Source organism: Gimesia aquarii (assembly GCF_007748175.1).
GTDB classification, from domain to species: Bacteria; Planctomycetota; Planctomycetia; order Planctomycetales; family Planctomycetaceae; genus Gimesia; species Gimesia aquarii_A.
This window is the reverse complement of record NZ_CP037422.1, coordinates 4,908,404-4,934,174: the sequence shown is the minus strand read 5'-3', so window position 1 is coordinate 4,934,174 and position 25,771 is coordinate 4,908,404. Positions and strand designations below refer to the sequence as shown.

The window sequence follows — 25,771 nt, the reverse complement described above, 5'->3', positions numbered from 1 at the left end:
ATACGAGTGAGCCTGATTGTTCAATCGAAATAAACTTTATTCAAAGCTAATTCGATCATCCATAGCCCAAGTTTTAGGCTGGGGTTGACGATAATGATAAAACCGGTTAATTAAAGCGTCTTCTCTCAATATAGACCTACCAAACCAAACAAATAATTGTAAACTATATCTGTATAAGCATTTAACGACGAAGGACCGTCAAAATGTTTGATGACAACACCACCAAAATTCTACAAGAGGCTATCAATGAAATGTTAGTCTGGGTAGGATTCGGAACTTTAGTTGGTTTAGCAGCGAAAGCCATTATGCCCGGTAAAGATCCAGGTGGGGCTGTGAGTACATTGTTAATGGGAATTGGTGGTAGTGTCGTTGGATGTGGCACATTGATGTTTTTCTGGGACGGTGCCCGAGTCACTCCTATCAGTACTGTTGGTTTTCTAGCCGCCACAGGTGGGGCGTTCGTTCTCTTATTCTTCTATCGCTTACTGGCAGGCTCCTTCTTTGCTGAAGCAGAAGATGGCGAACGATGGTTACACCGCCGTCGACGTCGACGTCGCGCACGCGGGCTTGTCGACGAAACCTATTAATGTTCGTTCATATCGTGTCTACGCAAGCTAATCCTGACAAAACACTTTGGGGTTTTGGCAGTATTTATTTAGGTGTCCTTCACTTGCAAGCCATAAAACATTTGATTATAAACACTTAACTGTTAGGCCGAGTGGCGGAATTGGCAGACGCACGGGACTTAAAATCCCGGGTCCGTAAAGGGCGTGCGGGTTCGAGTCCCGCCTCGGCTACATACAGTGGATTTACAATGCCTCTTCTTAGACTCACTCATCTGACCGAAATCTGGTCTTCTTTTTCCAAAGCTGATCAAAGTTAAATTAGACGCTCCTGTGTAATATTACCCGTTTTTAAAACCCTATTTAAAGCAATTTTCACACTTGTACGACGTGCAAATTGCGGTTTTTCTATCATTCCGGAACAAATATAATGAAGAGATAAATGTTTCTATTATCGTTTCAGGAAAGAACAGTTCATGTTTTTACAAGCTAGATCAAAGCTGATCTTCTTACTCGCTTTCTTCTGTTATGTATCTCTGCCCTCACAAGTTTTTGGCATGACAAACAATCGAATGATTCAAAACAAGATTGACATCGATTCGCCCCCTATCTATTCGGTCTGCTCTCATAACACATTCTGTAGTTCCCAAACACCTGATTGGATCTATACTGGCTGGATATGGAGTCGTAATTCGAGATCCACCAACCTTGCCCCCTACAGATGGTGTCCTGGAGAATCAACTTCTCATTTACCAGAACCTGAAGGTCTCAAATACATCAGCAGTGGCGCATTCATTTTTGGCCCACCTGATGCCGAGCTCTAAAATCAAACAAACGCGACCAGGTGTTTCGATACGCGTCGAAATTTTTTGATTATCTTACTTCGAAAAAAAGCTGATCGCTGGCAGAGATTTTCACCTATTTTCAAAAATGCGGGGTTTATCAATTGGTCTAGAATAGTCATAATAAAATATCTCTGTCCCAAAGTCTGATTGGTACTTCAGGCATACCCCAAAATCAGACCAGCTAAAAATGTAAATGAATTTCTTTGAATGAAATTCAATTTGCTTCGCTCATTAAACAGGGATAGCTAATGCGCATACAGCGACAGAGTTTCCGGCATCTTGCTGTAATCATAATTCTCACACTTCTTATTTTTCTCATGGACTTCCATGTATCATCAAATATAGCGATTCCGATCTTCTATACTGTGGTGATCGTCCTTGTCATTAGCTACCAGCGTACATGGGCACTCTTACTTACTGCCAGTATTTGTTCGGCACTCACACTCTCTCGTACTTTTCCAGATTTAGGAGTCGAAGCTCCTCAGTCCACCTGGGAAAATCGCGTGATTTCACTATGTATGATCTGGCTAGCTACAATGATTGGATTTCTTTGCTTACGACAGTCTCGGTTCAAAAATGAGCTCCAGATTCAATTACGATCTTTTTTTGAAAGCTGCTCTCTAGCAGTTTCCATCGCAGAATCCCCTCGAAAGTTTGATTGGTTAAATCATCAATTCAAAATGCTATCGGGTTCTGCAAATCAAGTGCTTGACAATGTAACATTAAACGCAGAAATACAGAAACTTACCGCAAATAAAAGCAAGGTAAACTATCGGGAACTCGAGTGGCATTCAACACCTCTCATCAATGATGCAAACCAAGTTGTTGCAAATCTCTACTTGGGTATAGACATTATAGAACCAGGTTCTCCCCAAACTTCATTGAACACCAACTCAGTGGATCAGATTTCAGAGTCATTCCAAATCGATGCAGATTCCAAGCAGGATATCCCAGAAGAAAAACAGATAGAGCATGAACAGAAAACAGTGATCTGTCGAACGCACGACATCCTTGACACTTTAATTATTTTTGTTGGAGTCTATTCAATTGATGGGATTATTCTTGAAGCCAATCAGTCGCTACTTGATGCAGTAAAACTAAAAAAGTCAGACATAATTGGTAAAATTTTCTGGAAAACCGAATTGTGGTCCTACTCTGTTGAAGTACAGCAACGATTAAAACAAGCAATGCATCGAGCAACGGCAGGAGAAACAGTCCGTTTTGATACACAAGTAAAATTGGCAGATGAAAAAAAGATGAGCCTTGATATCACATTCAGCCCGCTCTATGACGCTGAAGGTAACATCATACAAATCATCAGCTCAGCTGTTGATATTTCCGACCGCTTGATCACAGAAAAAGAACTCATTAAAAAAAATGAGCAGCTTCAAGCCATGCTCAAAGCAATTCCAGACTTAATCTTTCATATAAAAAATGATGGTACAATTGCAGGTTATGAAAGTGGTGCAAACAAAAATTCAATTCTGCCAACTGAACAATTCCTTAATAAAAAAGTACAGGACATTTTACCTAAGCATGTCGTTCAAAAATATGAAGCGGCATTTCTGAAACTCAGTAAAACCAAGCAAACAACTTCATTTGATTATCGATTGAAAGTCAATGAGCAAAATCGCTGGTTTCAAGCTCATCTGCACCCTTACCTTGCAGATGAACTTGTGGTTGTTATTCAAGATATCAACGATCAAAAAAATATTGATATTCAAACGAAAAACACACACGCCCGGCTTTTTGAATCACAAAGACTAGCTCATGTTGGAAGTTGGGAATGGAATATTCAAGACGATACTGTGTGGTGGTCAGAAGAAGTTTATCGAATTTTTGATTTAAATGCTTCACAGTTCCAACCAAACTATGAAGCATTTCTTCAAATTGTTCATCCAGATGATCGAGAACTCGTTAATCAGGTTGTCACTAATACTCTTCAAAACGACTCTCCATTCAGTATTGAACATCGAATCATTCGGTCAGATGGAGAGGTACGGCATGTGTATCAGCAAGCTGCACTGAAAAAAAACACAGATGGAGAGACACTGCTTCTATATGGGACTGTTCAAGATGTGACAGAAAGATATGAGGCAAATAGAATGGCACAGGAGTACCGCGACGAGCTAGCTCATGCCTCACGCTTGGCAGTAATGGGAGAACTGGCTGCAGGTATATCACATGAGCTTAATCAACCACTGACCGCAATTTCCAACTATAGTTCTTCTATGAAAATTTTATTGGAACAGGGTCAGGATGTAACTGAACTACTAAGCAAAATAGAAGCACAATCGTTGCGTTCAGGCGAAATTGTACGCAGATTAAAATTATTAGCAGGAAAGCGAAAACAACAATCATTTTTGTTTAACATACATACCAGTATTCAAAGCGCACTTCAGTTAATTAATTACGAATTACGCTTAAGGCAAATCCAAGTTAAGATCACATCTGATAAAAAATTTGCTACGGTCTATGCGGATCGTGTTCAGATTGAGCAAGTGCTCGTGAATTTATTTAAAAATGCGGCTGAAGCGATGGAAGAAACAACATTACCAAGAGTTTTAACTATTACGCTTTCATCTGCTGACGACTCTATGATTTTGATTTCTGTAACAGATACAGGAAAAGGTATCCCAGCTCAATTCGTAGATCGACTTTTCACCCCCTTTACAACAAGCAAAAAAGAAGGGCTCGGAATTGGTCTGTCTTTAAGCCGGTCTTTGATAGAAGCATCTGGTGGAAAAATGTGGTTTAGTCCGAACAAAAGCCGAGGTACCACTTTTTACATTTCTCTACCAGGATCTCAATCACAAACAGAAATTGATTTTAGCTAGAAATGAGCTTTGGTCGTGTCAGAGTCCCCTTCCTTGAGAATTCTACTACCAGATCATAAATTCTTTCAGACAGACATCTGATCTTGACCGTACTTAATTTGAAAGTACTTCTTTTTTTTGAGGTAAGTAACGATGCACTACTTCACGTAGCACTTCATACTTGATGGGTTTACTTAGATATTCAGTACAGCCCGCGGCAAGACATTTTTCTCTATCAGAAACGAGTGTATGAGCCGTAATTGCAATAATTGGAATCTGATTCTTTTGAGACCTGAGTAACTGCGTTGCTTCATACCCATTCATGACTGGCATTTGCATGTCCATCAAAATCAGATGGTAAAAATCTTCTTTTATTGTCGCTTCATGCACCAAATCAACAGCTTCCTTTCCATTTGATGCAGTCACGACTTCCAGCCCCATTTTATTCAACATATAGCTAAATAATTTTCGTATTTCTTTCGTGTCATCAACTAGAAGAATTTTACCTCTTGCACCTGGGGAAACATTTTTATCATCGTGATTATTTTCCACTCTTCTAACAGCGCCACTCGTACAGAAATTTTGGCTCGATTTATCAGATTGCCTCGAAAAATTTTTTTCATCTACATTGAGAGTCACTGTAAATACACTTCCCCGATTCACAGTTGATTGCACGGATAAATTCCCGCCTAGCAATTGGACAAGCTTATGGCTAAGAGTCAGTCCTACCCCAGTCCCTCCATAATTCCTTGAACTAGAACTATCAACCTGAGCAAAAGGTTCGAAGATATATTTCATTTTTTCCTTAGGAATTCCAATCCCCGTATCTGATACGATATATTGTAACAACCTATCATCTTTAGATTGGCTCAACATTCGAATCTCCAGATAAACACTTCCAGATTCGGTGAATTTAATGGCATTGCTCACTAGATTCATCAGAACCTGCTTCATCCTTAATGGATCAGATTGAATTGAGGAAGGAATCAAATCATGATATCTTGTGTAGAGATTAAGACCTTTTTGCGAGGCTTGCGATTCGAACTCATCAACGATTTCCTGCAAGATCTTCGTCGGGGAAAAGTCGACTTTCATAATCTCAAAATTTCCCATCTCGATCTTTGAAATATCAAGAATATCGTTAATCACCTGTAAAAGGTGTGATCCATTTTTTTGAATAATGTCGATAAACTCGAGATTATCTTTCGAATCAAGTTTTTCTTTTAATGCTTCAGAATACCCCAAGATAGCAGTCATTGGAGTGCGAACTTCATGACTCATGTTTGCTAAAAATTCACTTTTTGCCTGGTTGGCCCGTGCAACAACCTTCTGAGCTGACTTAAGTTCATGAATTTTTCTTTTGAGTTGTTTACGAGATTGCTTGAGCCGCTCTAAATATTCACCTAATTTGTTTTTTGATTTCAAATGCTCAGTAATATCTCTAATGATGCCTATATAACGGTTCTGTCTATGAGAATCATCATCACGCCATACGGTTATCTCACAGGCAATGTAGGAACCTCCTTTATGAATTCCTTTGAATTGATGTGCATGTCCAATCGAATTTTCATTTTCAGAACCGAGGCATTGCGCTAAATACTGATCAAACTGTTTTAATTGCGATTCAGAAGCAAAAACACGGATATTTTCTCCCACGATTTCGTCTGGTTGCCACCCAAACACTCGAGAGACTGATTCACTGGCCATAAGTACTACACCCAATTCATCAATCGCTACTGACACATCTATACTAAATTTTAAAATCTGTCTCGCTAAGTAATCGTCAAATAATTTGACTTGGTGAGAAGTCATGTGAGGCCCTTTTAATCTACAGGAATCTTCTTTATTACACTTTCTCTCATTCCTCCCTATTAAGCACATCGTTCACGTCACAAGATCAACACTTGGCCATGTAGCCAGCTGAATTATCGACTTTCTAAAGGTGTTTATAACATAGGGAAATCTCCCCAAAAAACATGGAGGGTAATCACTCTCGGTGTAGATAGACGATGAGTTTGAAATTGCTTCGCGTAATGTACTCTTAAGCTTTAGCTTGAAATAGTTTAAGAAGAAATCAAGTAGTCTGTGTAAGTAACAGACAGGCTATTCATCGTTGAATTGAATTTGAGTGGATTCTTGAAGTGTGAATACGAGGGCGAGTTTTTTTAGAATTTTGATGTGCAAATACAGAAATACTATAAACCTGATTGAAAGGATTACATTAACTATGAATCATTATCAGTTTTCGAATACCCCGGCAGGTCTTTAATTTTGTACAAAATATGTACAATATCAGTGGCACTTGAGATCCCCAATTTGTTTAACACATTCGCTTTATGCTTTTCCATAGTCCGGTAGCTGATCGACATACAGCTTGCAATTTGCTTACCAGAATGCCCCTCAGCAATTAAATGAAAGACCTGCTTCTCTCTACGAGTTAAACCATTATACAAATGCAGGTGAACTCGACCATTATTTTCCGAATCGTCTTCATCAGTATTCAAAAGTGATTTAGCGTATTCGATGGCTTTGATACATTTTTCTTTCTCGAAAGGTTTTTCAAGATAATCACAGGCTCCCAGTTTTACTGCGGAAACCGCTTTTTCAATATCACCATATGCACTCATCATAATTAAAGGAAAATGAATGTTTTGCTTTTTAAATAGCTCCATTGCTTCAATACCAGAAATTTCAGGCATAATCAGGTCGATTAGGATACAACCTGTAAACACGACTTCTTTAGATTCCAAAAATGAACGAACACTGTCAAAAGTTTTGACTTGATAACCTGAAGTGTTTAGTAGAAATGCAATAGAATCCAGGACATCTGGATCATCATCAATTACATAAACAACAAAATCGTTCATTCGGACCTCAATAAAATGTTATTTTGCACAGAGTATTAGTGTTAGTTCACTTACACAATTAGGAAATTCAGAATACTCTTTATTTTATAGATCATATCTCTATAAAAAAATTGAAAATTTTGTGTCGCAAATTAATTCTACTTGGTTGTAGTAACTGAGCCATTTTGAGGGGAGGCAACGAATATTGAAAACTTAGACGTTGTCTTTGATTTCAACAATCAATTATATCAGTCACTCTATTTTGTAAGATTCTAAGATGAACTAAGTATGATTGAGAGAGGGTATTTGATGTTACTTTGACCAGAAAATTCTTAGTGAAATCGCTTGTCAAGCACTTCATCAAGAAAAATATAACACCGTTTTCTGGTACTTTTCAGTATCTGCGAAGGGGAATAATACAGGTACTATGATGCACAGCAGCACCCAATAAATGAGGTCGCTGATTTTTTCAAAATACTAAGAGAAGTGATTCCTAGAATGATTGATCAGTGCACTTATTTTCTTTTTCAAAAATATGTAAGCGAATATGCCACATTTCAAAAAATTTCAATAAAGTGATGCTTTATATAATCACATAATTTAAACCAAACAAACTACTAAAAAATTTTTTTAGCAATCGTAAGAAAATGTAAAGCTAATCACGACTAATACAATTCGATTCCAACCACTATAAAACCATAGCATCTAACTCCACCTGTAATACCCAAATATACCATACTATTCAATATTGAGGTAAATACTCCACCCTAAATTGGGTAATATCCCCTATTTTTATTTTGATATCAGAAGGCGATAGAAGAATATGTGTAAGACCCCAAATCAAATAGCAAGATGCGCATGCTTTTAGATTCATGACAGGGTGAGATTATGAAAATACTAATCGTCGATGAAATCGGATTCATACGACAGAGTTTGAACCAGAAATTGACTTACCATGGTTTTGGTACATTAACTGCAGAAAGTGGGGAAGAAGCACTCGCCATCTTAAAATCAGATTTTTCGATCGACACCGTCATAACCAGTCTTTTTCTACCTTCAATGAATGCGATTGATTTGTATAAAGAAGCAGCAAGAATAGAGCGATTTGATGATGAAGGAGTTAGTCCACCGCTGCATTTTTATCTGACTGTTACAAGAGAACATGGTACATCATCTCCTAAGATGAAAGGCCTGACGCGAGAAGCACTTGCACTTGGTTTTAGAGATCTCTTTGTAAAACCAATCGATACAGAAATGCTAGTCAGTAAGTTAATGAACTCTATGCCAGACTCTGAAATTGAAGAGCATCAAAGTAAACTCGATGAACGAGAACTCACAAGCGACCCATCCACAAATGATAAAAAAACTAAAAATCGAATCGATGGATTGGTTGTAGTGCAAAATAGTTTGCATGCGTTGAAAAAAGAGATGTGTCATTCAATAGACGCTCTGTTAGACGAAGTCGCCAAGAGTGTCAGTGACTAACGCCTCTATTCAAACCTGATGGTCAAAACTCTATTTATTAATGATGTGGTTTAAATAATTGCTCATATAGAGTTATGGTGCTCTTTTCAAAGGTGGTTGGCTTACTAAATCACGTAAAACTTCTCGAACTCGTATTGCCTGGACTGCATTCATTTTCAAAAAACGATCACGGCCATCCTTTTCAGATTGAAATTTTGTAAATCCATCATCTGAAACACTTACTCGCCCGGATTTTGATAGGTTAAAGTAATTCTCTTGCGGACGAATCGCATAAAGAACACTCGTCAAATCCCAACAGGGCCGATCATGTTCAGGTCCACTATGCAGTAAATAGGATTCACGCACGATGTGATGTTTCATATACTCAAAATCTCTCGCGATACTCTCTCGTGGATAAGGGACAGCGACACCAATTTCAAAGCCACTCCAAATAACAGGGACCTCTTCAGGCCATAATTTTGCAAATCGTTGCATCGAGTGAATCCCATTACGAACATTTGCTTCAAGATAGCGTTCGTTGCCGTTAATGGACTCAAACGCCCCCGCCATTACTGAGGCCAGCCGTACTTTACTACGGATCAATTCCACACCGGTGAGTGGACTGAATTCATCTGGTTTGGATTCTATAAGATCAGCCAGATTTGCTGCTAATCCTACCTGAATAATCACCACCGATTGATTTTTTTCCAAGGCGAGCGTCTTCCTCAGTAATTTAACAGCATTAGGAAGATCCTTGTTAGATTTAACATCATGTGGATAACGCAGCTGATTGTTATCTCTCTTATGAATCAAATTCAAATATTTGCTTTGACGATGTTGAGCTTGAAGTGTAACACCAATCGGAATCTCATTCCTCCCATAGAAAGTATTTACAGCATCGGTAAATGGCCCCGTCAGAGGATTAATCTTTGAAATCGTAACTGCCAACAATTCACACTCTCCTCGATCTGCCAGAGTATGAATCATTGCTAATGCAAGCACATCATCCACATCACCTGAAATATCTGTATCGAAAATAACGCGGACAGGCTCGGCAGAATTAACAAATTTTGCGGTCATCAGAATATAAAAACTTACAAGCATTAAATGCTTCATCAATGTCATGGCGGTTCTTTTTCTATGAGAAAGCTCTATCATAAGGGTTAGAATGTCAAAGATCATTATGTGAAGACTACAAGTAGGCACTCACTTTTTCTGTTTTTGTCTTGCGCGGTTTTCCATGATACGCTGCAATTTACGTTGCTCTGCTGCCATTGCTGTATCTGAAACTTTAGCTGGTTTAATTGAAGATCGATCTAATTTTTCATCTTTCGGAATCATCCTCATTTTGACTCCTCGATACCAAACCGGGTCACCATGATCTTGCAGAGATAAGTTTGCTCCCCGATCAGCAAGGTCTCCTCCTCGATTTGCCAAGAGCCCGACCTGCCATGCGTAACGAGGATCAGTGTAATCCAAGTCGATAACTTTCTCACCATTCAACCAATGTTGAATAACAGTTCCTTTACACTTAATCCGCCCTTTGTTCCACTGCCCAACCGGCCTTGTGGCGTCATGTGAAGGCGGCATACAGAAATAAATAGAGGCGGCACTAGTACGTGGATTTTTACCATCTGGATGCTTCGCATTATCAAGGATCTGATACTCATATTGCCCGGGACGATAATAGACACCGCTATTACTACCATCCGCTACTTTCCATTCAAACACGAGTTCAAAGTCATCGGGCATGGGTCGTGTTTGATAAACAAGACTGCCACCTTTTCCTCCACGACTAATTACTCCCTCTTCCACTCTCCAATTCCCACTATGTTTCCATCCCTTCAAATCTTTTCCATTAAAGAGCGATTTAAAGCCCTGTAGTTTTTCCTGTTTCGTTAATTGATTAGGATCTTCAGCACAACCCACTTGACTCGCGTGAAAGATACAAATTCCTACAAGCCCAAAAGCAATCCATAATCTTTTCATTTTTTTGTCCTTTAGAACTCATGTGATTTCATTCATCAACATATCAGAGTCAAATCACAATACATTATTGCTTTAATCACTGATCTGCTTGAGCATCATTATAATCTGTTTTTCAATTTTTTTCGAAGCATCAGTTTCCAAGTAACTCCATCCCGAACGCCAGGTTTCATAACCTTGCAGTATATGTTGTTCCGGCGTTGGCAAATAACCGTTATAACCATTGGCCAGACCAATAATAAAGGTTGGCTTAAGTGGACTCTTCTGTTTGATATCCAGACCAATTTCTACAAATACTTCGCATGGAATTGCCACAATCCCCAACTCATCAATTCGCAAAACCTGAAGCTTGAGATTCACGTTGTCAGGACCTTGATCTATGCGGATTGTCTCTTGGGCATAGACTTCCTTTGTCGTTAGCCTTTGGATGTTTTTCGCTTCAGATAGGAGTTTGCTGGCGTACGTCACTTCTTCTGGAGTCGGTTTTCGGATTGCCAAGTCAATTGTTCGCTCCTGCATTTGTAATGAAATATCACTATGGTACTTGAGACCTTTGACAGCCTGATATGCACGGTCGGCAATGATTGATGCAACTGCAAATACCCGCTCAAATGCGGCCCCCCGAGGTCGTGGTTTTTTGAAATTATAGTTATTGATATCACCACTGGTCCCATTCGACATAATTCCAATGAACGTATCATCTCCACCGAGTCGTTTTTTTATCTGTCTTGCAAACTCACCAAAGTAATCTGCCGAAAGTTGATTAGGAGGAATTCCGCCTACATAATGCAACGAATAGTTGGCTAAAAGTGCCAGTGGACGCCCATCTGCATGTTGTAACGAGAGGATTGCAATCTCGGGATCGATTGGGCCTGCCGGTTTAATCAACAGGTCACTTCCCCTGGGAGGGTTCGTCCGCACCTTGTCAGTTTTTTTTCCAAACGGATTAGTTTGAAGTCCCTCCGCTTTCACATACCAACGACGGTTATTCACTTCTCCAGGTTCTTGAGCCGAAGTCCAAGCGATTTTGGCAGGTGCAAGTCGCGCATGCGCGTCGATAATTGCTCGAGCAATACTTTCGGTTAGAAATTGTACATATTCCGGATTCGGATTACATTGTGCTAGCGGTACTGAAGTGGGTGCAGTATGTGTATGTGTTGCAGATGTCAGCATGTGACTGGTCGGAATACCTGTTTTCAACGATGCTTCTTTTTTGGCAGCATCGAAAATATCACGTGAAATCAAACAAATATCACACACTACAAACGCAATACTGGTTTGCCTATTTCTCAACACCAGAGCACGTGCATGCAGGGGATCATGAGCCGATTTTGCCTGGCGATCTTGAAAACTTCCAGTCATAGAAACCGGAAAGTTCCGAGGATTAATATTTACTTTTGCAGCTCCTGCCCGAAGTGAATTCCCAGTATTCTCTGCTGCATTCAAGTTCAAAGGTAATAAGAAAATCAGCAGTAGCATTAGTCGAAACATTAAGCAGTCTCCTAATTGTGAACTCTTTGCATTTTATTTTTTTTCAGGTTGTGATGTAGCTGTTTGATTCATCTCTTTTTTCCAGAGATTAAGTGCCCTCTTCATTTGTTGTACTTTCTCAGGATTCTGTTTCGCCAGATTATTTGTTTCAGAGAGATCTGTTTGAAGGTCAAACAATTCGACAGGTGTTTGACGGTTCTGATTCAATACAAGCTTCCAAGACCCTTGTCTGACTGCATAACGTTCACGGTAGTCCCAAAATATTTTTCGTGGCTTTAGTCGTTGCTGTTTGGTCAATAAATTTATCAGACTGACACCGTCTAATTGATGAGAAGCGGGGACAGTCGTTTGTGCCAACTCTAAAATTGTAGGCATCAGATCAATACTAATCACAGTTTCGTCACAAACACTTCCCGCTGGGATATGGCCAGGCCAAAAAGCAATCCCGGGAACACGATGCCCCCCTTCCCACACACTACCTTTGAACCCGCGTAATTTTCCATTAGATCCTTTATTATTTGCACCATTATCGGACAGAAAAAATACAAAGGTATTTTCAGTCAGTTCTAGTTCATCCAGCACTGACATCACCTTACCAATTCCTCGGTCCATTTCTGTATTCATTTCTCGATAGGCATTAGTTACATCTTTTCGTTTGGCTGATTTAATATCTCCAACGCCTTCTTTTCGTATTGGTTTATCATTTGGTCCCTGATAGGGATAATGTACTGCTTCATGAGCAATATAGATAAAAAATGGTTCGTCCTTTTGTTGACGGATAAAGTCAACCGCATGGTCTGTAATTAAGTGGGTCACATACCCCTGTTCCGATCGATTCAATTTCGCATTGTGCCACCAGTCAAAGACACCAGTTCCATCCAGATGTGCAAAGTAGTCTACATTTCCACTCACATAACCCACAAATTTTTGGAAGCCTCGAAATGTCGGATTGTATTGCCTCTGATACCCTAAGTGCCATTTACCAAACATGCCCGTTCGATAGCCAGCAGCCTGTAAACATTGCCCCAAAGTGACTTCATTTTTTTGCAGTCCATGATGTCGATTTTTTTGGGGATCTGCATAAACCACTCCATCAATACCAGCACGTTGCTGATAACGACCCGTTAAGAGACCAGCGCGCGTAGGACTGCAAACAGTTCCACTCGAATGAAAATCTGTAAATCGCATCCCTTTGGCAGCTAAACGATCAAGATTAGGAGTTTGACAATTAACACTGCCGTAGCAACTCAAATCACCATACCCCAAATCGTCTGCCATAATGAGCACAATATTCGGTTTAACTGCTCTCTCCTCTGCTTTTGTCAAAAGGGGAAAGAAGAAAAAGCAGAGCATAATAGCCACGAGATATTTCATAATAAATGTGCCTTTATAATACTGTGCGCCTACTGAAATAAAATGACGCATCTTGAGAAAAGAAGACGTTTCAGCCTTACAATATGCTCATTAGACTACAGTCAATGACACAAAGCAATCATGCTTGGAAAAGCAAAGAACGTTAAGGAGGAATTATTGGCAGATAGTCCAGCCTCAGTCATTCACTTGAATCCAGCCTGATCAGATGAAAAGATTTATCGCGTCGTTCCGCTGGAACTTTAGGCAAACAGTTCACGCATGATGCGGCCATGTGGAACCAGCATCGTTGGACGTCCGGTATTGGTATAGTATTCCATAAGTGGATCGATGCCCAAAGCGTGATAAATGGTTGCGGCGATATCATCTGGTTTAATATTTGTTTTATCATCAGGCGCATCACCGGCTTTATTCGTACCACCAATAAACTGTCCAGGCTTAATTCCTCCGCCAGTCATTAAACACCAATTCGCACGAGGATAATGATCACGCCCCGCGTTCACATTAATTTTGGGAGTACGACCAAATTCCCCCATAATGACAACCAGCGTCCTCTCCAATAATCCCTTTTGCTTTAACATTTTCAAACCGGCTGTGATCCCCACATCGAGGGGCGGTAACAATCTTCGATGACCAGCAAAATTTTCGGTGTGTGTGTCCCAGCCTTGGTACGTTGCTGTTACAAAGGGAACACCATATTCAATCAAACGACAGCCAAGAAATACGGATTGACTGAACTCATCAGTACCAAATAACCCACGGATCTTTGATGATTCCCGCTCAACATCAAAGGCAGCACGCGCTCGTTTTGATGTTATCATGTTATAGGCTTGAGACCCAAATTTATCTAACGCTTCCAATAATTGACTCTCAGTAGAGTCCTCTTTAAATCGACGGTCTAACTTGCTGAGCAACTGCTGTCGTTGATTTACTTTCTCAATTGTTAAACCGTCAGGCAAAGAAATACCTCTTACTTGAAATGGTTGTCCCGGACGGGGAACGGTATTCGTTTTGAACGGAGCATACGCATCCCCCATATAACCGGCATTCCACTCTGTTTTGGGTATTGCTACATATCCTGGTAAATCAGGTTTACTCGAAATCTCTTTACTGACTACAGATCCCAAAGAGGGATAAATCAAAGCAGGTACGGGACGATTACCAGTTGAGATCCAGGATTGGCCTTGAGGATGGGCCCCCGCAGAATGTGAAATCCCACGAATCAACGTAAATTGATCAGCCATTGCTGCATACTTTGGCATATATTCACATACACTGTGGCCAGGAATACAAGTTTGAATCGACTTAAACTCACCTTGAGTTTCGACGGGGGCTTCCGGTTTTCTATCAAGCGTATCGAGGTGAGAAACTCCCCCTGCAAGATTCAAAAATAAGACTGAATCCGCTTTCGAAGATTTCTTTCCAGTCGTTTCCGCATTCAATGCTGACAAGTTGAGGAAATTAGAAAGTGAGAGCCCAAGCCCCCCCAGAAACCCCGCTTGTAACACATTCCGTCTCGTGATTTTGTCGCAGTGTTTCATTTGATATTCCTCAGTGAAAATAGTTTTAAAAATTCACCCAACCGCTAATTTTAATTTAATGATTAGTAATAAATTCCTGTGTGTTCAATAGCGCCCACATTAAATCATGCATACCCTCATGCAGCGTCTTTGTCGACTTTAAATGAAGTTGGCTTTCTTTCATTTCTATCTTATCAGGAAGTCGAGAAAGCGTTCTTAAATAGGCTTCTGAAACGAGAGCATCTAAATCAGCCTGCTCAGAACTTCGATTTTTCAATTCACTCAGCCAACCATTGGATCGAGTTAAGTGACTCAACATTTCTTCATCGTTACGCACATACAATGACTGCAACAGTGTTGGTTCATTCTGTCGTTCACAGTCACAGTTCGTTGTTCGTAACGGTTTTCCGAAAACTAACAGTGAAAAGTCAATGGCCCTGGCCTGATAAGACCTTGGGTGTTGTGAAATTTTCCGTTGATCTATTTTACTGGAAAACTGGCTTGCCGTCTTTTGATCTGCTGTCGCTTTCAGAATCGCATCAATGGCAACTTCCGCGGGCAAACGCCTCAAAACGGCATGACTGAAATTACGAGTGTCTTTGCGATTCGTATCATTAGGGCGCCAGCTCAATTGATAAGTTCGACTATTAGTAATCGTACGATGCAGCCATTTCATATTATACCCGCTATCTACAAATCCCTTGACCAGATAATCCAGCAATGCCTTATTGCTGGGTGGATTGGCTTGATTCAAATCATCAGGAGGATTAATAATGCCCACATTGAAATAATGAGCCCAAATGCGATTTACAAACGCTTTCGCAAAATAACGGTTTGGTTCATTCAACATCCAATGCATCAATAATTGACGCGGATCAGAATTTTTGCTGATATCCATCTTCTGGCCTCCAAGCAATTTCGCAATTTGCTTGTCCCCCTTGGCTGCTTCGATGTAGACTTCTCTCCAGGGAATGGGACGTCCTTCTGCTGCGATCCGCAAATAACTCTGCCTCCGTAATGCAGCGGTATTCAATTTGACAGGAACTCCCAACATATTACGTGTCTGTTCATGCAAGACTTTCGCATCAGCAGGAGTACCAAATTTAATCCGTGTAAAAAACTCGGTAAAAAGTTGAAAGTCTTGTTTCGACCATTCATCAAACGGATGTTTGTGACATTGAGCACAATCAAGACGCATTCCCAGGAAGGTGTAACCGAAAGCTAATGCCTTATCAGAGGGAACTGACATATTACTCCGCGCCCAGTAATGAGGCATACTGTTATTAAGTGCCGTGAAGTCCTTTCGATCTTTGACACTCGTGAATTCACTCTGTCTAACCATGAATTCATCATAGGTTTCCCCTGGTAAACGACTTGTGCCTAAAATGATACCCGAAACGATTTGATTCCATCCAATATTGTCTTCAACTCGACGCTTGATCCAGGCATTCCATTGACTGACCACAGGCTGAGCCATTTCAGTCCCACCCAGATAGCCCGCATTACTCCCTGTTAGGTCACAGAGTTTCATACTCCACCAGGCAACGTAAGCAGGTTGCTTGAGCAATTCCTCAATCTTTTGACTGCGTTTGTCAGGTGTCTTATCGTTAAGAAACTCTCGAATCTCATCTGGTGAAGGCAAGGTGGCTGTAATATCAAGACTGACTCGTCGCAAAAATTCATCATCAGTGCACAAGCCTGATGGTTGGATGCCCAGTTTTTTCAGTTTATTAACTACATGTCGATCAATCTCAGTTGGCGTCGGAACAACGGGGTAATCATCTTTTTGCTTTTTCTCAACAGGCAATATGACCTGAGTCGAAAAAATCCCATTGTCATAATAGGAAATCACATAGGTATCGCCGGTCCCTTTGGCATGGATTTTCCCTTCAGCTGTTACCTCGGCGACGCTATCATCTTTTGACTCGAATCGTGTCAAACAAGTCACATCTTCCCGCGTACCATCTGACCAGACTGCAATCGCCTTAATCGAAGTCATCTCCCCTTTTTTCGAAAACACAACTTGCTTGGGCGTTACATCCAAGCGTACAAACTGGGGAGCATTTTCGACTACAGATTTCGCACCACTGGCAATCCACTCACGCAACAGTTTTTGTTCCCAGCCACCAGGTGGTAAACGAAGTCCTCCTTCGTGTTCATCTTCGGAGGTTGGTTTATTCAGGATCAAACTTTGGTCTGGTACTTTTTTATCAATACGTTTTAGCAAATTATCGTGATCCAATTTAAAGTCATATCCAAACATCGATAGTTGAAATCCACCACGCCCTTGAAATGAGCCATGACAATTGCGGCTATTGCAACCCAATCTGCCTAACAGTGGAATGACATGCCTCTGAAAACCAGGCTGCAGTGTTTCATTCGCACGAATCCGATCCTGAATCGGGCTCAATATCGGTTTCAGATTCAGAGAATCCGATTTCATGAACACAAGGGAAGAAGTTTCATCTTTTATTACAGTAGAGACATCAGAAAAGACATTGGTCTTTGTTAAGCTTCTCGTGAGTTGATTGATCGAATCACCAGGGAGTCCCGTGTGTTTCAACTCCAAGCCTTTCAACTTAGGCATTTTGACAAGTGTTTGCACACACTGCTTGTCTAGCACGTTTCGATTCAGAACCAAATATTCAAGTTGTGGTAAGTCAGTAAGCGTAGCAAGCTGCTTTCCTTTGACTTGGGTGCGAGCGAGATACAATATTTTCAGTTTTTTCAGACTTGCTAAAATTCCGAAACCCGCATCACTCACCTTCGTCCCGGAAAGCAAGAGTACTTCGAGATTCTTTAAACCGGTGAGGCGTTTCAAACCTGCATCGGTAATATTCGTATTTTTCAAAGAAAGTACTTTGAGTTGATCAAGATGTGAAAGGTGAGCCAATCCCTCATCAGAAATTTTTGTCTTATTGAGCTCAAGCCGTTCCAATTTGTTGAGTTGCTTTAGGTATGAGAGTCCATGATCACCAACTGCAGATTCGGAAAGCATCAGGGTGTCGAGGTTGGTCAGATGCTGAATGTGTGACAGCCCTTCATCGCCAATGTGAGGACAGATAATCGCAAGATAATCGAGCTTTCGAAATTGCTCGAGATGCTCCAATACTTCAAGTTTTACATGTGGTTTACTCAAACGTACAAGTCGTACAGTGCCGTCTTTATGCTTCTGTAGATTTGTATAAAAACCACGTAGCCCTTCAACTGCGATCTGCTCGGGTGTCTTTGCAGTGATTGGCTCGTTAACCTCAACTGCATAAGTTTGGTGAAAGCAAAGGACCAAGAAAAGAATTACTGCAATGGTTGAATGTCGCGGGAAATGCATCGATAACCTCATGTGGAATGATTTCAAATATGCATTTTGGTAGGTCATTACATAAACACACTCTAATATGTCTACTATATATAAGCAATGTTAAAAAAAACGGTTCTGAGAAATTTAAAAAGTTCCATACCAGAACCGATTATAAAATAGACATTTAGGTCTTTTTATTGTGCCGTCCAACCGCCATCAATTGTCCAACAGGCACCTGTAACAGATTTTGCTAAATCCGAGCAGAGATATCTGACTATTTCTGCAACTTCAACAGGTTCAATAATCTTGCCTGTTGCCGATGCTTTTAGAAAGACTTGGCTTTCGACCTCTTCGCTACTAATCCCTAGTGCTTCCGCCTGTGATTCAATCTGTTTCTCAACGAGAGGCGTACGAACATACGCGGGACAAACCACGTTCGCTGTAATCTGGTATGGCCCACCTTCCAGAGCAATGGATTTCGTCAAGCCGACTAATCCATGTTTTGCAGCAGTGTAACCGGCTTTATTGAGCGAAGCCACATGCGAATGAATGGAACCCATATTGATAATGCGCCCCCATTGTTTTCGTTTCATGCCGGGAAAAACATGTTTGGTGAGTAGGAAAGGAGCCGTTAACATGACTTGCATCATTTTTTCCCAGACACTCTCTGGGAAATCTTCTACGGACGAGATATGTTGAAAGCCAGCATTATTGACTAGTATATCCACGGCCCCAAATTCTTGTATTGCTCGATCTACTAATGCCTGGCAATCTGTCTGGTCAGATAAGTCGGTAGGAATATATGAAATTTTTTGACTGGAATTAGAAAGTTCTGCTAGAAATTCGGGTTCATTCAAATCAGCAATCACTATATGACAGCCATCATTATAAAGTGTCTTCGCAATTTCAGCACCGATGCCACTGGCAGCTCCCGTGATCAAGGCTGTTTTTTGTAGTAACATCGGCTTACTCCTCACTTAATACTTGTTGAATTTGGGCCAGCTTCTGGTCTCTCCAGGCCGTCCATTCGCTACGGTTTTTCTGTTCGAGATATGCTTGCGTTCCTGCGACTGCTTTTTGTTTCACTGCTTCGGGAATCGTTGTCCAGTCTTGCATATCTTTCCAGTACTCTTCGAATGAAGCACCAATTGTATCGAAAAATTTCTGATAGCCCCCTTCACCACCACCGAGTTCATAGATTAGATGCTGCCCCATCATTGCCCATCTCAGACCTGGTCCCTGACACAATGCCGCATCGATGTCTTCGACACTGGCAACCTCTTCATCCAGTAATGCAAGAGATTCGCGCCAGATAGCCGCCGCCAAACGATTGGCAATGTGTCCCTGAACTTCCTTATTCAAGACAACCGGATGTTTACCCAATTGAACAAAAAATGTTTTGACTGTATCAATAATAGAACTCGCGGTCTGTTCACCGGGGACCAACTCGACAAGTGGAATCAGATGCGGAGGGTTAAAGGGGTGTGCAATTAACGCACGAGCAGGGTGCTTCATCACCGACTGCATACGTGTCATCAACAAACCAGAAGAACTACTGGCCAGGATTGTGGATAGTGAAGCATATTGTTCGAATTCACGGTAGACATCAGCCTTAATCGCATAATCTTCAACCACGGACTCCTGAACGTAGTCCATATCAGTCAATAATGCTTTCATTGAATCTACTGTTTGCAGATTTTGTTGACCTGTTTTTGCCGCTTTCGACGTCAACATCTTCAGATTGACAAGACGTTGCAGATTATCATTAGCAGTTTGAAGTGCATTCTCTTTCACTTCCGAATTTACGTCGTAGATACGGACCTTGAGACCTTTCGCGGCAAAAAAAGAGGCCCAACTCGCGCCAATTAATCCTGCACCCAGAATTCCAATGTTGTGCATGAGATTTGCTCTCTATTAAATTTCGCTGACTAAGTTCCTGCCGACTCAAATAACATCGCAATCCCCATCCCACCTCCAATACAAAGTGAAGCGATACCGCGCTGCGATTTCCGTTTTTGCATTTCATGAAGCAATGTCACCGCGATCCGAGCCCCACTGGCCCCCAGCGGATGCCCTAACGCAATTGCTCCACCATTCACATTCACGCGTTCATCATCCCAATCGAGCGATTTTCCTACGGCGAGAGTTTGTGCCGCAAACGCTTCATTGATCTCCAGCAAATCGATATCAGATAACTTGAGTTTTTCCTCTTTCAATAACTGCTCTATCGCATACGCAGGTCCCATACCCATAAATTGTGGATCAAGACCTACATTAGAATACGCACGAATCCAAGCCAGCGGTTTCAAGCCTCGTTCTTTCACGAAACTTTCATCTGCAATCAGCAATGCAGCCGCACCATCATTCACACCAGAAGCATTCGCGGCGGTCACCGTTCCCTCTGATTTAAATGAAGGACGTAAACCCGAAATCGTTTCATAATTTGTTTCTTTACGTGGATGTTCATCAACTGTAATCATTTCCGGCCCTGCTTTCCTTTTGGGAACAGAGACGCCCACAATCTCATCGTCAAATTTTTCATTAATTAACGCGGTCTGGTATCGTTGCTGACTTTGAACGGCATATCGATCTTGTTTCTCACGCGCTATTTCATATTCCTCCGCCAAATTCTCAGCCGTAATTCCCATATGACAATCATAAAATGCATCCCACAAAGCATCCTGGATCATAGAATCAACTAATTGCTGATTTCCCATTTTGAACCCGGTACGTGCACCACGAAGAAGATAGGGAGTATTACTCATACTTTCCATCCCCCCTGCTAACACTACCTGCGACTTACCATATAAGATCGACTGCATTCCCAGCGCCACTGATTTTAAACCCGAACCACACACCATATTTACAGTCGTTGCCGGGACGTTATATGGTAATCCGGCATGAACGGCCACCTGACGCGCCGGATTCATTCCACATCCAGCAGTAAAGACTTGCCCTAGAAAAACTTCATCAATTTGATCTCCAGACAGACCAGTCCGATTGAGCACTTCTTTGGCAGCTACCGTACCTAGTTGTACTGCAGATAGATCTTTGAACGCACCGTTAAATGTACCAATGGGCGTTCTAACTGCACTTAAAACGGCAACTCTGTTTTGTCCTGGCTGACTCATGTATCTGCACCTTGATATAAATCTCTTAACTTCCGACGCATCACTTTATTGGATGCGGTTCGCGGCAATTGCGCAATCTCACGTACCGCATGAATTTTAAATAGCGGGTTAAGTTGCATGCGAATTAACTGCTGCATTTCTTTCTGTAATTGATCTACAACCAATTCCGTTCCTGCATTGATCACTACAAATATGACTAACTGGCTTGGACCACCACCCTCTGGTGGAACAGCGATAGCCGCAACCTCGACAACGTCTTTTATTTGACTTAGAAGTTCTTCAATTTGCACCGAACTGACTTTGATGCCTCCTAAATTCATCGCATCGTCAATGCGGCCCTGTGCCCGATAATAACCACCTGGTAGCGCTTCGATCTGATCGCCGTGCCTTCGAAGAACTTGCTGCTCTGGTCCAGGTGCGATATCGGCAAAGTAGACTTCATGATGATTGCGATTGATCAGACGTGTAGATAATCCAATGACAGGAGGTTCAAAGAAAACTTCTCCGTTTTTCGTTTTATTTCCAGATTCGTCTAACAACAACCAGGAAAAACCAACAGCAGGACAAGAGAAGAATCCAGGAACTCCAGGTTTTAAAACCGTGCCGGTTATATAGCCCCCTCCTGTTTCTGTACCACCACAATATTCAATGACCGGACGATAACCGGCACGGGACATCAGCCACAACATATCATCGGGGTTGGAGCATTCTCCCGTCGAACTGAAAACCTTTATCTGAGACCAATCAAGGCCTGATACACAATCCTGATTACGCCATACAGAAACAATGCTGGGAACCAATCCTAACATGGTCACGTTCGCATTCTGTACAAATTCACAAAACTCGCGACTCGTTGGAACTGCATCAGTCAGAGCAATTGTGGCATCATTAATTAACGAAGCATAGACTAGCCAGGGCCCCATCATCCAACCCAAATTCGTCGGCCAGCAAACGACATCACCTGGATGAATATCATGATGCAGAAATCCGTCTCCTGCTGACTTGATCGGCGTAGTCTGATCCCAGGGAATCCCTTTAGGACTACCCGTTGTTCCTGAGGAAAATAGAATCGTTGTATCATCATTTGGATTTCGAGCAACGTACGATAACTCTGTGTTATTGGACAAAAAATTAATCCATTGTCGATCAATGGATCTCAGTGAAATCTGTAGAGACTCCCCCTCCGACAGTACCACTGCCGGTAATTCTCTATTGAGTCCTAACTTAGAATAGAGAGGGAGCTGTTTACCGTTACGAGATATCACATCTTGTATAAAGATGAGACAGGGCTCAGTCATCTTGAGCCGCACTTCCATTTCCTCGGCTGAAAAGCTGTCGGCAATCGTCACGACAACACAACCGGCCGCGATGATTCCCAAAAATATCGCAACCGATTCAGGCGTCATCGGCATCATCACCGCCACTCGTTCTCCAGGATGGACTCCGGCCTCCTTGAGTCCATTGGCTACCTGAGCTGTAAGTTTTTTCAATTCCTGGTAGCTGAGTTGTTGTATTTCCTGATTCTGCTTCTGAAAAATAATCGCTGCCTGCTCTGACTTGTCTCTAAAACAACTTTCAACAATATTCAACTTTGCTTCAGTCAGCCAATCGACATTTTCGACACCAGCACTTAGATTCATGATATGTTCTGGCTGTTGAATGAATTGAATGCGAAGCGATTCAATTAGTTTCCGGGTGAATGCCTCTCGATTCTGAATTGACCATTCATGTAACTCATCCATGCTACACAAATCAAAATCACGTAACCATTGGGCCAGATGTGAATGAGATAACTCTGGATCCCCGGAAAACCAAGCCGGAGCGGGAACTCCTTGTTCAATTCGCCTCTGAAAGACTTGCTGATGTAAGAATCGATGAATTGAAAAAGGGATCTCTGGTGTAAGAACTTGTGATATTAGTTGTTGCCAAATCTCAGAATCTTCTTTAATAGAAATGTTTTTGAGTGTATTTACCAGACCCTGTGCTTCGGCAGAAGTCAGTCCAAGCTCAATAAATACATCTAATATATCGACGGGGAGATCCATTGTTTGTCCCATTGTCAATTTGGGGAACTCGATATTTGGCTAAATCTAAAACTCTACCTTCTTCGATATCAATTCGCCAGTTCAAGCCTGTTCCACGTAAAGCCAAACTTAAAATAGAGTTGTGAACTGTGTCGATTTTCAATTAATCTTGAAAACGTGACTTCCATTCAGCATCTCAAATGCGAAAATAAAGACAATAGTCATATGAAGTGTAAATTTGGAGTGAATGAGAATTCCAACACGTTTTTGTTGCTTTTCGTAGTGATAATAAACCAACCTTTAGCAGACAAATAATAGAGAAAGAGCCTTTATGTCTGTTCTGAACACAAAACGCCTATCAAAAAAACCAATTATAGAAATCTATTTACTGGCATCAGTGATCTTTTGCATGGTTTTGTTGCAAACTCCTACACTGGTACTGGGAAAAACACCAGCAAAAACTACCAAGTCAAATGTGAAATCAAACCTGAATTCAGAGAGCAATCAGCGAATGCTGGATGCAATCAAATACCTGGCTTCTGATGAATTGGAAGGTCGTGGTGTTAAGACTCGGGGAATCAATTTAGCTGCAGATTACATTGAGAAAGAATTCAAAGCAGCCGGTCTGAATGTACAATCAGTTAATAATAGTGCATTTCAGAAATTCACAATCAACACTGGCAGCAAATTGGGATCTGTAAATCAGCTTGAGCTGGTAGGACCTGATGGAAAAACGATCCCACTGAAATATGACAAAGATTTTCGCTCCTGCTCATTCGGAGGCTCTGGAAAATTTGATGCAGAGCTTGTCTTTTGTGGATATGGCATCGATGCGAAAGATGTCAAATATAGCGACTACGCAGGCATTGATGTCAAAGATAAAGTCGCCATTATCCTGAGACGGACACCACAACAAGGAGACAAAAAAAGTCCCTTTGCCGGCGCACATGGGATCTCCCGCTATGCGGCCCTTCGATATAAAGTGAGTACGGCCTTTGGGAAAGGCGCCAAAGCGATTTTATTTGTGAATGATTCCTATTCGACTAAAGAAAACAAAAAAGAAGCACAGGAACTTGAAGAAGATGCCATCGAGGAACTTATTACCACCACAGAAAACTGGGAAAAATCAAGCAAAGACAAAAAAACGGAAGCCGACCGTGAACTAAAAAAAGCACTGCATGAAGTTCTGCAAGCACGGAAGCGATTGAAAAACGGAACATTCGATGTGCTAATGAAATTTGGATACGCTGGCAGTGGAGATGGTCGTTCAATTCCGATTGCACATATCACAATCGAAACATGTAATCAACTTTTTAAGGACGCTGGTAAACCGACACTTCAAAAATTGGAAGCCCAAATCGATACCGATCTTAAGCCCGAAAGCTTTGCCTTGCCTCAATGGAAAGCAAAAGGAGAAATTCAAGTTGAGCAAATTCGTACGGAGGTCAAAAACGTAATTGGTGTCCTGGAAGGAAAAGGACCTTTTGCAGATGAAACCGTCGTGATTGGAGCACACTATGATCATGTAGGTTACGGAGGTGAAGGTTCATTGGCTCCCGGTTCGACTGACGTTCATAACGGCGCCGATGACAACGCATCCGGAACGGTCGCACTCATTGAGCTGGCTCGAAGACTGGCCGCTCGAAAAACACCTTTGCCGCGCCGCGTCGTATTTATTGCATTTACCGGAGAGGAACGGGGGCTAATTGGATCTGCCCACTATGTTAAGAATGCGACATTTGATATCAAAAATACAGTCGCCATGCTCAATATGGATATGGTAGGACGACTGACGAATGACAAGCTCACCGTTTTTGGAACAGGAACAGCCCCCCGCTGGAAAAAATTAGTCGAAGAAACCGCGAAAGAATATGATTTAAAACTATCTCTGAAACCAGAGGGATTTGGCCCCAGTGATCATAGTTCCTTTTATGGGAAACAAATCCCAGTATTACACCTCTTTACAGGGACGCACAGCGATTATCACCGTCCTTCTGATGATTGGAACAAAATTAATATTCCCGGCATGCAACGCATCGTCGGATTTTTGGAGGAAATCGCTGTTGCGACTGCTGAGAACCCTGATCGCCCCAAATATGTCAAAATTGAACGGCCTGCTACCAACATGCGTTCTGGAAATCGGCCTTACTTTGGTAGTATCCCCGACTTCGGGGGAGAGGGTCCTGGTTATCACATTTCTGGCGCTTCTCCCGGCAGTCCTGCCGACAAAGCAGGACTCAAAGCTGGTGATGCCATCATCAAGATGGGAAAGACAAAAATTGGAGGTCTCGATGATTTCGATCTAGCCTTGAGAATGTTTTCCCCCGGCGATCAGGTCGAGGTCACTGTGATGCGTGACGGGAAACGGGTCAAGTTGACAGTCAAACTGGCTAAGCCTAAATAACAAATTACAGAC

At 41.6% G+C, this 25,771-nt stretch carries 16 protein-coding genes and 1 tRNA gene; 5 read left to right on the top strand and 12 right to left on the bottom strand.

Annotation, left to right across the window (positions count from 1 at the left end; translation table 11 throughout):
* The first annotated feature begins 203 nt into the window (after window positions 1-203).
* The 3 genes from V202x_RS18820 to V202x_RS18810 all read left to right on the top strand — a co-directional run bounded on the left by V202x_RS18820 (window position 204) and on the right by V202x_RS18810 (window position 4,245).
* A complete protein-coding gene (locus V202x_RS18820; protein ID WP_145178200.1) occupies window positions 204-587 on the top strand; it encodes a GlsB/YeaQ/YmgE family stress response membrane protein in 384 nt (127 codons plus the stop codon).
* 125 nt (window positions 588-712) lie between these two features.
* A tRNA-Leu gene (locus V202x_RS18815) sits at window positions 713-797 on the top strand.
* Between the two features lie 1,129 nt (window positions 798-1,926).
* Window positions 1,927-4,245 (top strand): PAS domain-containing protein, encoded by a 2,319-nt coding sequence (locus V202x_RS18810; RefSeq protein WP_197992962.1) that lies wholly within the window; start codon window positions 1,927-1,929, stop codon window positions 4,243-4,245.
* 93 nt (window positions 4,246-4,338) lie between these two features.
* Here the strand turns inward: V202x_RS18810 and V202x_RS18805 are convergent, their stop codons facing one another.
* A complete protein-coding gene (locus tag V202x_RS18805; RefSeq protein ID WP_197992961.1) occupies window positions 4,339-6,036 on the bottom strand; it encodes a response regulator in 1,698 nt (565 codons plus the stop codon).
* Between the two features lie 413 nt (window positions 6,037-6,449).
* Window positions 6,450-7,091 (bottom strand): response regulator transcription factor, encoded by a 642-nt coding sequence (locus V202x_RS18800; RefSeq protein WP_145178194.1) that lies wholly within the window; start codon window positions 7,089-7,091, stop codon window positions 6,450-6,452.
* 867 nt (window positions 7,092-7,958) lie between these two features.
* On the opposite strand from V202x_RS18800, the gene V202x_RS18795 reads away from it, so the two are divergent.
* Window positions 7,959-8,555, top strand: a complete 597-nt coding sequence (locus V202x_RS18795) for a response regulator (protein WP_145178192.1) — start codon at window positions 7,959-7,961, stop codon at window positions 8,553-8,555.
* Window positions 8,556-8,627: 72 nt separating this feature from the next.
* On the opposite strand, the gene V202x_RS18790 is transcribed toward V202x_RS18795, so the two are convergent.
* The 10 genes from V202x_RS18790 to V202x_RS18745 form a co-directional block, all read right to left on the bottom strand.
* Window positions 8,628-9,638 (bottom strand): nucleoside hydrolase, encoded by a 1,011-nt coding sequence (locus V202x_RS18790; RefSeq protein WP_409996685.1) that lies wholly within the window; start codon window positions 9,636-9,638, stop codon window positions 8,628-8,630.
* Between the two features lie 102 nt (window positions 9,639-9,740).
* Window positions 9,741-10,523: a DUF1080 domain-containing protein gene (locus V202x_RS18785; RefSeq protein WP_145178188.1), complete on the bottom strand. Its 783-nt coding sequence runs from the start codon at window positions 10,521-10,523 to the stop codon at window positions 9,741-9,743.
* 72 nt (window positions 10,524-10,595) lie between these two features.
* Window positions 10,596-12,011: a neutral/alkaline non-lysosomal ceramidase N-terminal domain-containing protein gene (locus tag V202x_RS18780; RefSeq protein ID WP_145178186.1), complete on the bottom strand. Its 1,416-nt coding sequence runs from the start codon at window positions 12,009-12,011 to the stop codon at window positions 10,596-10,598.
* A 33-nt stretch (window positions 12,012-12,044) separates the two neighbouring features.
* Entirely contained in the window at window positions 12,045-13,385 is a 1,341-nt protein-coding gene (locus V202x_RS18775) for a sulfatase (RefSeq protein ID WP_232098570.1), read from the bottom strand.
* A gap of 239 nt (window positions 13,386-13,624) precedes the next feature.
* A complete protein-coding gene (locus V202x_RS18770) occupies window positions 13,625-14,923 on the bottom strand; it encodes a DUF1501 domain-containing protein (protein ID WP_145178185.1) in 1,299 nt (432 codons plus the stop codon).
* A gap of 55 nt (window positions 14,924-14,978) precedes the next feature.
* On the bottom strand, window positions 14,979-18,230 hold the full coding sequence (locus V202x_RS18765) for a DUF1549 domain-containing protein (protein WP_197992960.1): 3,252 nt from the start codon (window positions 18,228-18,230) through the stop codon (window positions 14,979-14,981).
* Between the two features lie 164 nt (window positions 18,231-18,394).
* Window positions 18,395-19,162 carry a 3-hydroxybutyrate dehydrogenase gene (locus V202x_RS18760; RefSeq protein WP_145178181.1) on the bottom strand — a complete coding sequence of 256 codons (768 nt, stop codon included), beginning with the start codon at window positions 19,160-19,162 and terminating at the stop codon, window positions 18,395-18,397.
* Between the two features lie 4 nt (window positions 19,163-19,166).
* Window positions 19,167-20,099, bottom strand: coding sequence for a 3-hydroxyacyl-CoA dehydrogenase family protein (locus V202x_RS18755; protein WP_145178179.1), 933 nt, complete (start codon window positions 20,097-20,099; stop codon window positions 19,167-19,169).
* A gap of 29 nt (window positions 20,100-20,128) precedes the next feature.
* Window positions 20,129-21,331, bottom strand: coding sequence for an acetyl-CoA C-acetyltransferase (locus tag V202x_RS18750; RefSeq protein ID WP_145178177.1), 1,203 nt, complete (start codon window positions 21,329-21,331; stop codon window positions 20,129-20,131).
* Entirely contained in the window at window positions 21,328-23,376 is a 2,049-nt protein-coding gene (locus tag V202x_RS18745; protein WP_145178175.1) for an AMP-binding protein, read from the bottom strand. Before V202x_RS18745 ends, V202x_RS18750 begins: the two co-directional genes overlap by 4 nt.
* A gap of 310 nt (window positions 23,377-23,686) precedes the next feature.
* Between V202x_RS18745 and V202x_RS18740 the strand changes: the two genes are divergently transcribed.
* Window positions 23,687-25,759, top strand: coding sequence for a M20/M25/M40 family metallo-hydrolase (locus V202x_RS18740; protein WP_145178173.1), 2,073 nt, complete (start codon window positions 23,687-23,689; stop codon window positions 25,757-25,759).
* Window positions 25,760-25,771 lie beyond the last annotated feature (12 nt).

Coding starts and splice junctions, on each gene's coding strand:
- V202x_RS18770 (WP_145178185.1), bottom strand. CDS start 14,923: ATGAAACACTGCGACAAAATCACGAGACGGAATGTGTTACAAGCGGGG.
- V202x_RS18755 (WP_145178179.1), bottom strand. CDS start 20,099: ATGCACAACATTGGAATTCTGGGTGCAGGATTAATTGGCGCGAGTTGG.
- V202x_RS18775 (WP_232098570.1), bottom strand. CDS start 13,385: ATGAAATATCTCGTGGCTATTATGCTCTGCTTTTTCTTCTTTCCCCTT.
- V202x_RS18760 (WP_145178181.1), bottom strand. CDS start 19,162: ATGTTACTACAAAAAACAGCCTTGATCACGGGAGCTGCCAGTGGCATC.
- V202x_RS18810 (WP_197992962.1), top strand. CDS start 1,927: ATGATCTGGCTAGCTACAATGATTGGATTTCTTTGCTTACGACAGTCT.
- V202x_RS18795 (WP_145178192.1), top strand. CDS start 7,959: ATGAAAATACTAATCGTCGATGAAATCGGATTCATACGACAGAGTTTG.
- V202x_RS18785 (WP_145178188.1), bottom strand. CDS start 10,523: ATGAAAAGATTATGGATTGCTTTTGGGCTTGTAGGAATTTGTATCTTT.
- V202x_RS18765 (WP_197992960.1), bottom strand. CDS start 18,230: ATGCATTTCCCGCGACATTCAACCATTGCAGTAATTCTTTTCTTGGTC.
- V202x_RS18750 (WP_145178177.1), bottom strand. CDS start 21,331: ATGAGTCAGCCAGGACAAAACAGAGTTGCCGTTTTAAGTGCAGTTAGA.
- V202x_RS18790 (WP_409996685.1), bottom strand. CDS start 9,638: ATGCTTGTAAGTTTTTATATTCTGATGACCGCAAAATTTGTTAATTCT.
- V202x_RS18800 (WP_145178194.1), bottom strand. CDS start 7,091: ATGAACGATTTTGTTGTTTATGTAATTGATGATGATCCAGATGTCCTG.
- V202x_RS18820 (WP_145178200.1), top strand. CDS start 204: ATGTTTGATGACAACACCACCAAAATTCTACAAGAGGCTATCAATGAA.
- V202x_RS18740 (WP_145178173.1), top strand. CDS start 23,687: ATGTCTGTTCTGAACACAAAACGCCTATCAAAAAAACCAATTATAGAA.
- V202x_RS18780 (WP_145178186.1), bottom strand. CDS start 12,011: ATGTTTCGACTAATGCTACTGCTGATTTTCTTATTACCTTTGAACTTG.
- V202x_RS18745 (WP_145178175.1), bottom strand. CDS start 23,376: ATGGATCTCCCCGTCGATATATTAGATGTATTTATTGAGCTTGGACTG.
- V202x_RS18805 (WP_197992961.1), bottom strand. CDS start 6,036: ATGACTTCTCACCAAGTCAAATTATTTGACGATTACTTAGCGAGACAG.